The organism is Sphingomonas sp. MJ1 (PH-R8), from assembly GCF_048058635.1.
Lineage (GTDB): Bacteria > Pseudomonadota > Alphaproteobacteria > Sphingomonadales > Sphingomonadaceae > Sphingomonas.
The window spans coordinates 1-14,197 of the sequence record NZ_JBBEFX010000003.1; the positions used below are offsets into that span (position 1 = coordinate 1).

Below are 14,197 nucleotides of genomic sequence, written 5' to 3' on the forward strand. Positions count from 1 at the left end.
GCCCCAGCCCCGTCGCCGTCCAATAGATACCCCCCAGCAGGTGCTGCAGATACCGCTCGTCCCGGTACATCTCCGCCTGGTGCCCCAGCAGCGTCACGAACACGCGCCCCTGTTCGTGCCGGTGGTGCCAGGCCTCCAGGTGGTGCGCACCCATCCGCCGTCCGACCTGGCCCGGCCAGATCCGCGTCGGGTCATAGCTCGCCTCGTCCACCTCCAGCACGGGGTTCACCGCCACCCGGTGCGGGTTCTCGGTCACGTAGAACTCGTCGCTCCAGATCCACCGCTCCGGCAGTCCGAAGCTCGCGGGAAAGCCCTTGTCGGCGACGGTGACGACGCCCGTCTGCACCTTGGGATGGTTGACGAAGGACCGGCCGACCAGCCGCTCGTACCAGGGCCACGCCCCTGCCGGCACGATCGCGGCCCGGTGCACCACCATCGCGTTGCCGCCGCCGCGCATATAGGCCTCGAACCGCTGGCGCTGCGTGGCACTCAGCTGCTCGGCCGGCGTGTTCAGGAACAGCACCGCCGCATAGGAACTGAGGTCGCCGTCGAACACCGCCGGGTCGCTCGTCCAGGTCAGCCCGATCGAATGCAGCCGCGCCAGCTTTTCCAGGCTCTCGCGCGCGACCGGGATATATTCATAGTGATAGGTGCTGGGCGTCGCGATCACGAGCAGCTTGAACTGGTCCTCGGCCCACGCCGCGCCCGGCACCAGCCCCCAGGCCAGCACCGCCAACAGCCGCAGGATCGCCTTCATCGCCTTCTCCCCCTGTCGCCCCCTTGTAGCGAACCCGCGCCCCGGCGCGAGGGCGACCTTCGTCGCAGGGGGGCTCAGCAGGAAGCGCTAGCGAACCGCCGCGGTCCGCAGCTCGTGCACGCGCAGCCGCGGGAACACCTCTTCCAGCGGCTTGCTGTCGGGCAGAACATAGACATAGCCGCCCTTCTTCGCGAACTGCGGCCGCAGGAGCTTGCCGTAGAACGCCCGGGGCACGTTGATACAGCCGAAGGTGACGCGATTGTCCTCCGCCGTCGGCGACAGCATCCGCTCGCGGCGGCGCTCCTTCTTGGCCGCATCCGCCGGGATCGTGTGGATCGCCACCGAGGTCGCATAGTCCACCCACAGGATCCGCTCCTTGCGGAACGGGATGCCGAACTTCGCCAGGAAGCGCCCGGCCGGCGTGGTCTTCTCGGCAGGGCCGATCTCCGCCAGCTTCTTGCTGCCGACGCCCGCAGTGGCATCGTCGCCCAGGGCGATGCCGATCAGCACCGGCTCCTGCGCCAGCTGCTCGCCCTTCGCATCGAACAGCAGCATCGTGGCATTGGGCTTGTCGATGATCGCAAAGGGGAGCCCGTGGTTGTCGCCCGATGCCGTCACCCAATCGGCGACGCGGCTGGCGTCGGCGGAACGAACCGTCCCGGCCTCGGGCTCGAAGCTGGGGGCTTCCAGAGCCGGTGCTTCCTGGGATTGCGCAACCGCTGCGGCGGGAGCGGCCAGTGCGATGCCGGCCAGCACCCGGAGAAAAAAGGTCATCAAATGCAGATACTCGAAATCCGGCCGTCCCGTAAGGGACGACCGGATGTTGCGGACGGGTAGGTCGATCAGTGGCGCGGGCGCTTCGGCCGAGCCTCCTGCGCCTGGAGCCGCTGCTCCACGCCATCCACGCGGCCGTTGATCTGGTCGATCCGCTGGCCGTTCGCCTGCGCCTCGGCCAGCGCCGCCTTGGCGGTGCCGTCGGTCTCCTGCAGTCGCGCCTCCAGCGTGTCGACCCGCTGGCTCACCGGCGCGATCTGCTCGCGGACGTACGACTTGGTCGCACAGCCGCTCAGCCCCACACCAGCCACCAGGACGATCAGGGCAGGTGCGAATTTAGAGGCATTGAATGACATCGTAGTTCTTTCACTCGTTGATCTGCCGGAACAACCAAGCTGACGGAGGAAAGTTCAACAATCCCGATTGGGTTCGGATGTGCATTGCGTCAGATCAACCGACAGTGTTGCACGGTTTCAACACTTTCCTGAACATCTATTCATCCACCTGAACTGATATTCATCTAGCTGAACGAATGTTCATCTCTGCACATCACGAGCGAGATCGCGGCTAGTTTTTACCCTTGCGTCCGGCTCCTGCCGAGAAGGGATCGATCGGGATCCCGTTCGGCGCTTCCTTTTCGCGCGCACCCCCCGCGGGCTTGCCGCGCTGGCCCTCGACGCAACGGCGCAGTTCGGCGACCGCCGCCCCGCTTCCGTCCAGGCTCAGCCGCTCGACGGGCACGTTCCCGCGAAAGATCTGCAGCGTGGGGGAAGCGGCGAAGTGCGCCGGGAACTTCGCGCCGAAGTCGGTGACGAACCCCTGTTTCCCGCCAGAGGCCATGCCCACCGCGAAATGCTTGGGGAAGCTCGCCTTGGCGAGGCGGAAGGTGAGTTCCAGCCGGTCCTTCGGCTTGATCGACCAGTTGGCGTTGAGCACCGTCAGGTGGTTGGTGCCGTCGACCTCCAGCCCCAGCAGCAGCGTCGTCCGCCCCGCGCGATCATATTCGCGCGTCAGGAAGCAGCCCTTGCCGTCCCGGCTCGCCGCCACCGTCCAGGCCCCCACCTCGCGCGTCGCATAGTCGCCCGCGACCGCCGGCACCCCGGCGAGCAGCCCCACCGCAGCCCCAAGCGCAGCAAGCCCCGTCCGCAGGCCCGCCCGGCCCCGGCCGGCAACATCGATCGGTCGTCGTGGCGATCCCATGCGCGTCCTTCTCCAACCCGTTCCGCCGGCAGCGACCCATCGCACCGGCACCCAGTGCCGTTCTCTACCGGCGTTGAAGCAAAGCTGAACGCTTAAAAGGCGGCAGAGGGTGTCGGATCGGCTCGTTCAGGGCAGGCATAACTTGGGGTAAGCTGCCTTCCATCCTGAAGTTCGCCGGCGCAGAGCAAACAAAATCGTCAGTTGCTGCAGGCGACCGGTTCAGACTAAACCTCGCCGCGTTACCAATAAATCGCCACTACCTCGACATCGAGCAACCGCGCGGGGGTCGCCTGCTCTTCTACCGCTTCATTACCGCCGATGGTGACGGTTGCATTCGATAGCGCGGGGAACAGCGACAGACCGCTCTCGTTGCGGGCCTGCTGGCGCATCAAACTGTCCTCCCCCGCATCGATCATGCTCGCTGTATCGGCGGCCAGGGTGTCGTGAACAACCTGAAAAGCGCTGCGTTGGCCAGTCGCCGAAGACGCCCGCGGCAACAACCTTTCGATCTCCATTGCGAGACGATCACCTTGATCGACGCTGAGGGTGGAGCCGCTCTTCGCGAGCAAAAGATCGCGGTACACATTGAGCGCGTGGCGCAGGGCTAGTTCGTTCACGTTCACGCTCGTTCCGCCGCCAGATCTGCCAAAGGGTATCTTGCTTGCGGTCGCGATCTGCTCGTCAAAATCAGGTGCAACGACCCTGAATAGATCGCCTAGCTTGATCGCGGTCCAGGTGTCCTGAAGGCCGGTTCGGGCGACGCGTCCGAGGATGGTGAATTCGGCATCGGAGAACAGGACGCGGCGCAGATCTTTCCAATAGGCGAGGTGCTCGGTGACGCCGACGATCTCCAACGGACGGCCCGCGAGTGCCAGCCCTGCGACGCTGTCCTTACGAACTATATATTCGACACCACCAATTTCAGCCACGATATGCTCGAGAGCTTCGCAGCGGATCGGTATGAGGCCGGCAAGGAAACGCTGCAGCATCCGGTTGATCGGCATGAACGCGGCAAGCTGCCGCAACGCCCCGCTCTCCCCGAACATCTCAGGCGTTTCGTCCGCAATGCCCGCAAACTCGGTCATCATCGTTCCGAGGTGGAATATCGGATCGGCACGTAGGCGGACCCGGAACTCCACCAGCGCGCCCCGCTGGAGGTCGCCCGCCGCGACCAGGGTCGACTTGTCCTTGATCGCGAGAAGCTCTGCTTCGTCGGCGGCGGCAGCGCGTTCGTGCCCCGGCTCTACCAGGCGCAGCCCATCGATTCGGTGAAGCTCACCGAACCAGGACTGCACAGTCGCTTTGCGTGAGGTCTGCAGGGTGCTGCTATTCGAGGTCTGGTACCGCGACCCAAAATCGGCCTTGCTGAACCCTGGCGCCTTGAAGCCGACCGCGTTCTCGGTGTTGATCTGGGAGCCTTCAACATGCTGCTCGGATCGGGTGTCGGTAACCTCGCCCGTCTGCGATGATAGAAGACTGCGCAGACTGACCTCGTCCAGATAGACGAACTCACGCAACGGACGCGCGCCAGGCGAGGGTGCGGCCGACCTACGGCGCAGCCAAGGGATGCGACCTCGTACCCAGCTTATGAGACCCATGCCGCCTCCACTATCTCCTGGCGCCGTGGACGCGCCGCGGCGCGTTCGTAGGCCTGCGCTGCGTCCTCCTCAGTAATGCTGTTGCGCCCTTCCGCCGCTGCGAGGAGCGCGGCCTCGGTCCATATCGACGATAGCTGCGCGGCGGACCAGCCGTCAGTCAGCTGCGCGAGATCCTCAAGCGGGATTTCGCCGAATGTCCGCAGCTGACGCGTCCCGACCTGGAGGATGCGGTAGCGGTCATCAAGGGTCGGCATGCCAAATTCGATCTCCCAGTCAAATCGCCCAGGCCGCGTAAGCGCCGGATCGAGCGCATCGGCGCGATTGGTGGCCGCGATCACGACGACGTTCACGCCGTCCTGTCCGAAGCCATCCATCAAGGTCAGTAGTTGCGCGACGAGCCGGCGGGACGCCTCATGCGTATCCCCCGAGCGGCGTTCGGCGATGCTGTCGATCTCGTCGAAGAAGATTATAGCGCGGCCACCGGCGCTTGCTGCAGCCGCCTCAAAGATACGGCGGAGAGTTTCTTCGCTATCGCCGACCCATTTGCTGACGACGGTCGGTCCGCTGACGAGATAGAAATCGGCGCCCGACTCCTGCGCGATGATGCGCGCGAGATGAGTCTTCCCCGTGCCCGGCGGTCCAGTGAACAATACGCCTTTCACCGGCCGAGCGCCAATTGCCCTAAGCTCGTCCTGGCGTAGCATCTGTGTGTCGATCAGCTTGCGAGCACGCTCGACGACCTCCGGGTAGCCACCGAAGTCGGCGAAACCCGGTCCATTGCTGGCGGTCGAGACTTGGAACTCCTTCTGGATATCGGCTGGCTCACGGTCGAAATGTTGGCTGCGGATTGGCGTTTCGGAGATAATGGCTACGACACCGTCATCGTCCAATTCCACTGTGTTCCCAGCGGAAACTGGTAGGTCACGAGGGTTGCCGACCTGGCGTAGCGCGACGCCCTCTTCGATGACCACGTTGCCGTCATCCGTGATGTGGCGGACGATTGCGATGCCGCGGTTGTGCACCGGCCACAGATCCTGCGGCGCGCGCTCCCACCGATTATCGTACAACAGGATGATGTCACCCTTGTCGGGCATCTCGCCAGTGGTGACGGTGAACCACAGATAGCGGCCATCAACCTGCCGGCCGTGGATCTGCCCGCTTTGGTCGTCGGCACGCGCTACCTTGAGGAGCTTTGCCGTGGGTGTGGATTCGTCCGTCATGCTGGCGAGAGTAGAAAAGCGTCACCGGTAATCAATATCTCCCTGAGCGCTGATCGACGCCAGATAGTGACTGACGAGTTCGGGATCGCGCCGAATCGACCCGAACGGCGACCTCTGGGCGCATAGCCGCCGTTTTCACCCTTAAGTCCGCCCCCTCACCCCACACTCCCCACCGCCGCGCGGTCATCGCGCAACCGCAGGTACAGCGGCGTGCCCTTGGGCACCGCCAGGCTCGTGCCCGTAAACCCTTCCGGCACGCGCACCGGCTGGGCAAAGCCGCGGTCGCTCGCCACGGCGTCCAGCAGGAACAGGTCGCTGCCGGTGAGCGTGCAGCGCTCCTGCCCGTCGGCGCAGGCCACGCCCGCGATCCGCGGCAGCCGCACCAGCGTGCCGAGCGGCGCCCAGGGGCCGGCCGCCTCGCCCTGCACTACGCGATAGCGCAGCGGGCCATAGGCGGAGCCGCCCAGCGCCTCGGCCGGGGCGATGCTCGCGATCGCGATCGTCGCGTCCTGGAGCTTCACGGGCAGAAGCGTGGTCGCGCGGCCGTCCTCGGTCGCGACCTCCACCCGCTCGGTGCCGGCAAAGCGGGTCGAGCCCTGCCCCTTCAGCGCAAAGGTCAGCCGCGCGTCGTTGGGGATCACCGTGTCGCCCTCGATCCGGATCGCCATGCCCTCGGCTCCGCCGCCGCGCGCGACGGTGCGGCTCACCACCGCCGCCATCGGCCGCTGCGCCTCCACCGTGCCGTCGATCGACAGGCTGCGCCCGTCGGCCAGTACCGCCTTTGCCTGGAACGGCTGGCCCGCGGCCGGCGCCGCAACCGGCGCGGCCCCGCGCAGCACCAGCCGGTCGGCCTTGCCCTCGCGCCCCAGGTCGGCGGGCTCGAACACCGCGTCGCCGATGGTCAGGCGCGTGACCTTCTCCAGCCGCGCGCCATAGAGCGTCGCCTCGGCATCGCCGGCGTGGAAGCGCAGGCGGTCGATCCGGCTCGCCTCGGCCAGCGCCGCGATCGCGATGCTCTCCGGCTGGGCGACGCCCTGCTGCTCGACCAGCAGCGTCATCTTGCCGGGCCTGGCCTTGGCGAGCGGCAGGGTGGCGGCGATGCTGCCGTCGCCCGCGGCCTTCCACGCCACCTCCTGCACCGCCCCCGACGCATCACGCAGGGAGAGGCGGGAGACGCAGGCGGCGGCACCGCCCTCCAGCGTCAGCGCATTGTCGCGGCCGACGACCACGCCCGCGCCTTCGCCCGCGATCCGCCAGCCGCCCCGGGGTGGTTGCAGGCGGAAGCTCGGCCCGTCGAGCGGGGCAAAGCCCCAATTGCCGTGCAGTTGCGCCTCCACCGGCTCCTTCTGCCCCGCCAGCAGGTGCGCCGCGACGACATAGCCGCCGCGCAGCGCGTCCGCGCGCGCCGGCAGGTCGACGGTGGCGCCGTTGGGGCCCTTCACCCTGAGCGCCATGGCGTGGGCATAGTCGGTCGCATAGACCAGCGGCGCGCCCGTTACCGGCAGCACCAGCTCGCCCGGCGGCGCGCACAGCACCTGGTCTGCGCCGGCACGCAGCAGCGGCGGATCGACCGGCCGCACCGGCGGCAGGCCGACGACCATCACCGACTTGGGGCTCGCGAACGAGGGCGCCGTGTTGAGCAGCAAGCTCGCGCGTTCGCCGTCGAGCTGCGCCAGCGCCGGGATATAGGTGAAGCGCGTCGTCTGGAACGCGCCGAACAGCCGCGCCACGTCGCGCACCACGCCGATATACGGGCTGTAATAGCCATATCCGCCCTCGGGCGTGGCGGCGATCTGGAGCGCGAGGTCCGTCGGCGCCCCCACCAGCGTCTCGGCCAGCGAAGTGCGGGTGCCGTCGGTCAGCAGCAGCGTGTTCTCGCTCTGCCCCATGCAGGCGGCGCGCTGCTCGATCGGCTGCTGCAGGCACTCGTCGCGCACCTTGATGGAAAGCGCGCGGGTCAGCTGCTCGGTACGCGCCGGGATTTCGGCCGGGCGGGTGCGCTCGGCATCCTGGATGCCGTCCAGGAACAGGTCCAGCCGCGCCCGATCGCGCGAGGCCTGGGAAAGCTCGATCGAGGCGCGCACGAAGGCGCCGGGCTGGCGCTGCACCGTGTCCACCACCGCGTCGAAGCCGCCGCCCGTCTCCGGCACCACGAACAGCACCAGCTGCTCGGCGCCCTTGGGCACCTCCAGGTCCAGGCTGCCCTTCTTGCGCTCCCAGCTTTCCGCCTTGAAGAACCAGCGCTTGGGCGGCGGGTTGGTGGCGCCGCGCAGGAACGCCGCGACCAGCAGGTAGCGCACGCCCTGGCTCTCGGGCAGCTCGGCGGCGATCTTGATGCGGTCGCCCGCGGCGATGCTCGGCACCTTGGCGATCGGCAGGGTCGCGCCGCCGCGGGTCACCGACATGCGAAGCGCCGGGCCGGGCAGGTCGAACTGCTGGCTCTCCGCCTGCACCGCGGCCGGCAGCACCATCGCCGCCGCCGCCAGAAACGCTCCGAACCGCTGGAATCTCATGCGCAACGCCACTCCCGATGATCCTCGGCACCGCTGCCGTGCCGCCGCCCGGTGTCGATTTTAGGGCACGGCTGGCACCAGATTGGTCCCCTCGCGCCCGCATCCCTCTTTCACTAAACCGTCACGGTGCCTAAGGACGGCCGCATCGGTGGGCAACGAAAGTCGGACATGAAACTCCTCGCGGGCAACTCCAATCTTCCTCTCGCGCAGGCGATCGCAGGCTATCTGGAGATCCCCCTCACCCGCGCGAGCGTCCGCCGCTTCGCCGACGAGGAGATCTTCGTCGAGGTGCTGGAGAATGTCCGCGGCGAGGACGTGTTCGTCCTCCAGTCGACCTCCTACCCCGCCAACGACAACCTCATGGAACTGCTGATCATGATCGACGCGCTGCGCCGCGCGTCGGCACGGCGGATCACGGCGGTGCTCCCCTATTTCGGCTATGCGCGCCAGGACCGGAAGCCCGGCCCGCGCACGCCGATCTCGGCCAAGCTGGTCGCGAACCTGGTAACGGTGGCGGGTGCCGACCGCGTCCTCTCGGTCGATCTCCACGCCGGGCAGATCCAGGGCTTCTTCGACATCCCGACCGACAATCTCTTCGCCGCCCCCGTCATGTCCGCGGACGTCGCCACCCGCTATGGCGAGCACAACCTGATGGTCGTCTCCCCCGACGTCGGCGGCGTGGTGCGCGCCCGCGCGCTCGCCAAGCGGCTGGGCAACGCCCCCCTCGCGATCGTCGACAAGCGCCGCGAGAAGCCGGGCGAGTCGGAAGTCATGAACATCATCGGCGACGTACGCGGCCGCTTCTGCGTGCTGGTGGACGACATCGTCGACTCGGCCGGCACGCTGTGCAACGCCGCCGGCGCGCTGAAGGCCGCGGGGGCCGAGGGCGTGGTCGCCTATTGCACCCATGGCGTGCTGTCGGGCGGCGCCGTCTCGCGCGTCGAGAACTCGGCGCTCACCGAACTCGTCATCACCGACTCGATCGGCAACCACGACGTGATCGCCGGGGCCGCCAAGATCCGCCACATGACGATCGCCCCGCTGATCGCCGAAGCGATCCGCCGCATCGCCGAGGAAGCCTCGGTCTCCAGCCTGTTCAACTGATCGGGCGAGTTCGGACGCGAACCCTGTTCACGCTTCCTGTACCCCGGCGGAGGCCGGGGCCCAGTTGCGACGCGGCTGTTGGGTTTCGCTCCCTCGCTTCCACCTTCCCGACTGGGCCCCGGCCTTCGCCGGGGTACCGCCAGAAAGTGCACTCGGCCGGCTACCGCTCCCGCTCGGCGATCCGCGCCATCAGCGTCGTGATCCGCAGCAGCACCAGCAGCCCCGCCGCGGCAAAGCCCGCCAGCGCCAGCACCGCATAGGCCAGCGTTTCCAGCGAGTCGGCGATGCGGCTGTCGGCCGCCGCCGACTCGCGCTGTGCGATCGCCTGCGCGACGTCCGGCGTCACCTTGCCCATCGGCGTCGGCTCCACGCCGGCGAAGCTGTCCTGCCGCGGATCGACCGGCGGGATGCCGTCGGGCGGCACCGGCCGGCTCACGAGGGACCCCGGCGGCAAGGTCGGCCCGCGCGACAGCGTCGCCAGCGCCCCGATCAGCGCCAGCGTCGAAAGCCCGCTCAGCACCAGCATCGCAAAGCGGCCGAGCCGGTCGGCCATGCTCATGCGGGCGTATCCTCGGTCAGCGGCGCGTCGCGCGGATCGCCCGGCTGGCGCGCGCCCGCATTGCCGCGCCGGCGCAGCTCCGCCTTCAGCGCCTCCGGCCTGGGTGCCCACAAGAAGCCGAAGCTCACCGTGCCCTCCTTGGTCCCCACCGCATGGTGGAGCCGATGCGCCTGCATGATCCGCTTCATATAGGCCGAACGCGGCAGATAGCGGTGCGGTACCCGCTTGTGCACGATCACGTCGTGAAAGCCGAAATAGATCGCGCCATAGGCGGCGATGCCCGCGCCGATCCACGCCCAGCCCGGCCACCAGCCCAGCTGCACCCCGCCTAGGATCAGCACGAACGACGGCACCGCGAAGATCGCGGCATAAAGGTCGTTCCACTCGAACGCGCCGGTGCGCGGGCGGTGGTGGCTCGCATGCAGGAACCAGCCTGGCCCGTGCATCAGCCAGCGGTGCGCGGCATAGGCGAACAGCTCCATGCCAGCCACGGTGCCGATGAACAGCGCGATGCCGATTGCCCAGTGCATGGCCGCGATATAGCGATGCACCATGATGAGTGCGAGACTTGGATCGACGCTGGTCGCCGCCTCGGCGGCGCTCGCCGGCTGCGCCCTGCCGGAAGCGCGGGTGCGCACCGGCCTCGAACGTGCCGGCCTGTCGCCGCGCGTCTCCGCCTGCATGGCCGAGCGCATGGTCGATCGCCTCAGCCTCGCCCAGCTCCGCCGCCTCGGCGACCTGCCGCACGCCCGCGACGCCCGGTCGCTGCCGGACTTCCTGCGCGAGGTTCGCGCCCTAGGTGATCCGGAAATCCTGGGCGTCACAACCAGTTCCGCCGCGCTCTGTGCGACGGGCCTGGCGGGCTGATCTTTATTGCGACCGCTTCGCAATCGCATCAACGGCGTTCAGGGGTGGATTTACCGCACGCGCTGTGCTTAAGGCTGGCGGAATTTTTCCGTTTCTCGAACCAAGCGAGGCAGGAACTTCTCCATGAACATTCACGAATATCAGGCCAAGGAACTCCTCGCGAAGTTCGGCGCGCCGATCGCCGCCGGCTATGCCGCCTTCACCGTGGACGAGGCCGTCGAGGCCGCAGGCCGCCTCCCCGGGCCGCTCTATGTCGTCAAGTCGCAGATCCACGCCGGTGGCCGCGGCAAGGGCAAGTTCAAGGAACTCGGCCCTGATGCGAAGGGCGGCGTCCGCCTCGCCTTCAGCCTGGACGAAGTCCGCGCGCATGCGGCCGACATGCTCGGCAACACGCTGGTGACGATCCAGACCGGCGACGCCGGCAAGCAGGTCAACCGCCTGTACATCACCGACGGTGCCGACATCGCCAAGGAATTCTACCTGGCGCTGCTCGTCGATCGCGCGACCGGCCGCATCGCCTTCGTCGTCTCGACCGAGGGCGGCATGGACATCGAGGAGGTCGCCCACTCGACCCCCGAGAAGATCCACACCTTTGACGTCGATCCGGCGACCGGCTTCATGCCGCACCACGGCCGTTCGGTCGCAGCCGCACTCGAGCTGAGCGGCGACCAGGCCAAGCAGGCCGCCAAGGTCGCAGCCGCACTCTACAAGGCGTTCGAGACCACCGACGCCTCGCAGATCGAGATCAACCCGCTGGCACTCACCGAGCAGGGCAACATCCTGGTGCTCGACGCTAAGGTGGGCTTCGATTCGAACGCGATGTTCCGCCACAAGGACATCGCCGAGCTGCGCGACGAGACCGAAGAGGATCCGATGGAGCTCGAGGCGTCGAAGTACGACCTCGCCTACATCAAGCTCGACGGCGACATCGGCTGCATGGTGAACGGCGCCGGCCTGGCGATGGCCACGATGGACATCATCAAGCTCAACGGCATGTTCCCTGCAAACTTCCTCGACGTCGGCGGCGGCGCCAACAAGGAGAAGGTGACGGCCGCGTTCAAGATCATCCTGTCCGATCCGTCGGTGAAGGGCATCCTGGTCAACATCTTCGGCGGCATCATGCGCTGCGACATCATCGCGGACGGCATCGTCGCCGCGGCGAAGGAAGTGAACCTGCAGGTTCCGCTCGTCGTCCGCCTCGAAGGCACCAACGTCGAGAAGGGCAAGGAAATCCTCGCCAACTCCGGCCTCGCCATCGTCCCCGCCAACGACCTGGGCGACGCCGCCAAGAAGATCGTGGCAGAGGTGAAGAAGGTCGCCGCCTGATCCACTAGGCGCCCCCGCCCACGCGGCGGGGGCGTTTGGTTCGGGACTGAGCTGAGCGGAAGCAGCCGGCCGTCCTAGGACAGACCTAGTACCCCGGCGAAGGCCGGGGCCCAGTTGGGAAAGCGGCTGCAAAAAGGGCGCCACGCCCACCTTCCGTGCTCCTGCGCAGGCAGGAGCCCACGGTTCCAAGAGCCCCCAGCGGTTGCTCTGCCGGACCCTGGATCCCTGCCTTCGCAGGGATACGGAGGATTTCGCGGAAGGCGCGTGCGTTTCGCACCCGTCCCAAAAGCTCGACCAATTCTCGGGGCCCGCCCCGGCCAAGGACCGGGGCACCGCCTCGAACCATGGCCGCGGCGGGCCCCTTGCTATAGGGTCCCCGGCATTTCCGTTCACGGAGAGAAACACATGAAGCTGTTGGTGCCGGTCAAGCGGGTGCTTGACTATAATGTGAAGCCGCGGGTGAAGGCGGACGGGTCGGGCGTGGACCTCGCCAACGTCAAGATGAGCATGAACCCGTTCGACGAGATCGCCGTCGAGGAAGCCATCCGCCTGAAGGAAAAGGGCGTCGCCACCGAGGTCGTGGTCGTCTCGATCGGCGAGCCCAAGGCACAGGACACGCTGCGCACCGCGCTCGCCATGGGTGCCGACCGCGCGATCCTGATCACCTCGGACGTGCGTCCCGAGCCGCTGGGCGTCGCCAAGCTCCTCGCCAAGGTGGTCGAGGAAGAACAGCCGCAGCTCGTGATCCTGGGCAAGCAGGCGATCGACGACGACAACAACCAGACCGGCCAGATGCTGGCCGCGCTGCTCGGCTGGGGCCAGGGCACGTTCGCGTCCAAGGTCGAGGTCGAGGTCGAAGGCGACACCGCCAACGTCACCCGGGAAGTCGACGGCGGTCTGGAGACGGTGGCACTGCCGCTGCCCGCGATCGTCACCACCGACCTGCGCCTGAACGAGCCGCGCTATGCCTCGCTGCCCAACATCATGAAGGCCAAGTCGAAGCCCTTGGCGCAGAAGACGCCGGCCGATTACGGCGTCGACCTCACCCCCCGGATCACGATCCTCAAGGTGGAGGAACCCGCCAAGCGCGCCGCCGGCATCAAGGTCGACGACGTCGACGCGCTGGTCGACAAGATCAAGAGCCTGGGAGTGATCGCATGAGCGTGCTGGTACTGGTCGAACAGCTCGACGGCCGCGTGAAGGACGCGACGCTCGCCACCCTCACCGCTGCCGCAAAGCTCGGCGACGTGGTCGCGCTGGTCGCCGGCCACGGCGATGCCGCCGCGCAGGCAGCCGACGCCGTCGCAAAGGTCGCAGGCGTGTCGAAGGTGCTGCTGGCGAACGACCCGGCATACGCCAACATGCTGGCCGAGAATGTCGCAGCCCTGGTGGTGCCGCTGATGGCCGACCATGACGCCTTCCTCGCCAACGCCACCTCGATCGGCAAGAACGTCGCCCCGCGCGTCGCAGCGCTGCTCGACGTCATGCAGGTGAGCGACATCGTCGCGGTCGAGAGCGCCGACACCTTCACCCGCCCGATCTACGCCGGCAATGCCGTTGCGACCGTCCAGTCGAGCGACGCCAAGAAGGTCATCACCGTGCGCGCGACCGGCTTCGAGAAAGCGGCGGCCGAAGGCGGCAACGCCCCGGTCGAACTCGTCACCGCGCCGGGCGACCAGGGCAAGTCCCGCTTTGTCGGTGCCGAGACCCAGGAGTCGGCCCGTCCCGAGCTCACCAGCGCCGCGGTGATCGTCTCCGGCGGGCGGGCGCTCGGCTCCGAGGAGCAGTTCCACGCCCTGATCGAGCCGCTCGCCGACAAGCTCGGCGCTGCGATCGGCGCCAGCCGCGCGGCCGTCGACGCGGGCTTCGCGCCCAACGACTATCAGGTCGGCCAGACCGGCAAGATCGTCGCCCCGGACGTGTACGTCGCGGTCGGCATCTCGGGCGCGATCCAGCACCTGGCCGGCATGAAGGATTCGAAGACCATCATCGCCATCAACAAGGACGAGGACGCCCCGATCTTCCAGGTCGCCGACGTCGGCCTGGTCGGCGATCTCTTCCAGATCGTCCCCGAACTCACCGAAAAGCTCTAAGCCACAGGGGCGGGAGCAATCCCGCCCCTTCCTTTTACGCGGGACGCAGGCCGGCAGACGCGGGACGCCCGCCCCACACCCTACCACCGTACCCCGGCGAAGGCCGGGGCCCAGCTACGGTGCCGCCACGATAGCGCGCCCCATCCGCCACACCCCAACTGGACCCCGGCCTCCGCCGGGGTACCC

Annotated in this window: 14 protein-coding genes; 5 read left to right on the plus strand and 9 right to left on the minus strand. The window is 67.7% G+C overall.

All coding sequences use genetic code 11. The annotated features are described in order from the left end of the window. From VPH46_RS03140 to VPH46_RS03170, 7 genes are all read right to left on the minus strand, one after another. Positions 1-757 (minus strand): ThuA domain-containing protein (locus VPH46_RS03140; RefSeq protein ID WP_416608830.1); only part of this gene is annotated, 757 nt, incomplete at its 3' end. A gap of 87 nt (positions 758-844) precedes the next feature. Next, positions 845-1,531: a hypothetical protein gene (locus VPH46_RS03145; RefSeq protein ID WP_416608832.1), complete on the minus strand. Its 687-nt coding sequence runs from the start codon at positions 1,529-1,531 to the stop codon at positions 845-847. 68 nt (positions 1,532-1,599) lie between these two features. Continuing rightward, positions 1,600-1,887: a hypothetical protein gene (locus tag VPH46_RS03150; protein ID WP_129342666.1), complete on the minus strand. Its 288-nt coding sequence runs from the start codon at positions 1,885-1,887 to the stop codon at positions 1,600-1,602. Between the two features lie 211 nt (positions 1,888-2,098). Beyond that, positions 2,099-2,731, minus strand: a complete 633-nt coding sequence (locus tag VPH46_RS03155) for a hypothetical protein (RefSeq protein WP_416608835.1) — start codon at positions 2,729-2,731, stop codon at positions 2,099-2,101. 239 nt (positions 2,732-2,970) lie between these two features. Continuing rightward, the gene (locus tag VPH46_RS03160; protein WP_416608837.1) at positions 2,971-4,248 is read right to left on the minus strand and encodes a hypothetical protein; all 1,278 of its coding nucleotides are present in this window, start codon (positions 4,246-4,248) and stop codon (positions 2,971-2,973) included. Positions 4,249-4,316: 68 nt separating this feature from the next. Then, positions 4,317-5,549 (minus strand): ATP-binding protein, encoded by a 1,233-nt coding sequence (locus VPH46_RS03165; protein WP_416608839.1) that lies wholly within the window; start codon positions 5,547-5,549, stop codon positions 4,317-4,319. A gap of 155 nt (positions 5,550-5,704) precedes the next feature. Further along, positions 5,705-8,062: a hypothetical protein gene (locus VPH46_RS03170; protein WP_416608841.1), complete on the minus strand. Its 2,358-nt coding sequence runs from the start codon at positions 8,060-8,062 to the stop codon at positions 5,705-5,707. A 168-nt stretch (positions 8,063-8,230) separates the two neighbouring features. On the opposite strand from VPH46_RS03170, the gene VPH46_RS03175 reads away from it, so the two are divergent. Next, complete coding sequence (locus VPH46_RS03175; RefSeq protein ID WP_239434013.1) at positions 8,231-9,166, plus strand: ribose-phosphate pyrophosphokinase; 936 nt, start codon at positions 8,231-8,233, stop codon at positions 9,164-9,166. Positions 9,167-9,326: 160 nt separating this feature from the next. On the opposite strand, the gene VPH46_RS03180 is transcribed toward VPH46_RS03175, so the two are convergent. Beyond that, on the minus strand, positions 9,327-9,725 hold the full coding sequence (locus VPH46_RS03180) for a hypothetical protein (protein ID WP_132884608.1): 399 nt from the start codon (positions 9,723-9,725) through the stop codon (positions 9,327-9,329). After that, positions 9,722-10,255 carry a beta-carotene hydroxylase gene (locus tag VPH46_RS03185; protein ID WP_416609270.1) on the minus strand — a complete coding sequence of 178 codons (534 nt, stop codon included), beginning with the start codon at positions 10,253-10,255 and terminating at the stop codon, positions 9,722-9,724. The genes VPH46_RS03180 and VPH46_RS03185 overlap by 4 nt, the downstream gene beginning before the upstream one ends. A gap of 25 nt (positions 10,256-10,280) precedes the next feature. Here VPH46_RS03185 and VPH46_RS03190 point away from each other — a divergent pair, with 25 nt between their 5' ends. The 4 genes from VPH46_RS03190 to VPH46_RS03205 all read left to right on the plus strand — a co-directional run bounded on the left by VPH46_RS03190 (position 10,281) and on the right by VPH46_RS03205 (position 14,011). Further along, a complete protein-coding gene (locus VPH46_RS03190) occupies positions 10,281-10,592 on the plus strand; it encodes a hypothetical protein (protein WP_416608844.1) in 312 nt (103 codons plus the stop codon). 123 nt (positions 10,593-10,715) lie between these two features. Continuing rightward, entirely contained in the window at positions 10,716-11,918 is a 1,203-nt protein-coding gene (sucC, locus tag VPH46_RS03195; RefSeq protein ID WP_125962514.1) for an ADP-forming succinate--CoA ligase subunit beta, read from the plus strand. Positions 11,919-12,323: 405 nt separating this feature from the next. Then, on the plus strand, positions 12,324-13,079 hold the full coding sequence (locus VPH46_RS03200) for an electron transfer flavoprotein subunit beta/FixA family protein (protein ID WP_416608846.1): 756 nt from the start codon (positions 12,324-12,326) through the stop codon (positions 13,077-13,079). Then, the gene (locus tag VPH46_RS03205) at positions 13,076-14,011 is read left to right on the plus strand and encodes an electron transfer flavoprotein subunit alpha/FixB family protein (RefSeq protein ID WP_416608848.1); all 936 of its coding nucleotides are present in this window, start codon (positions 13,076-13,078) and stop codon (positions 14,009-14,011) included. The genes VPH46_RS03200 and VPH46_RS03205 overlap by 4 nt, the downstream gene beginning before the upstream one ends. The last annotated feature ends 186 nt before the right edge of the window (positions 14,012-14,197 follow it).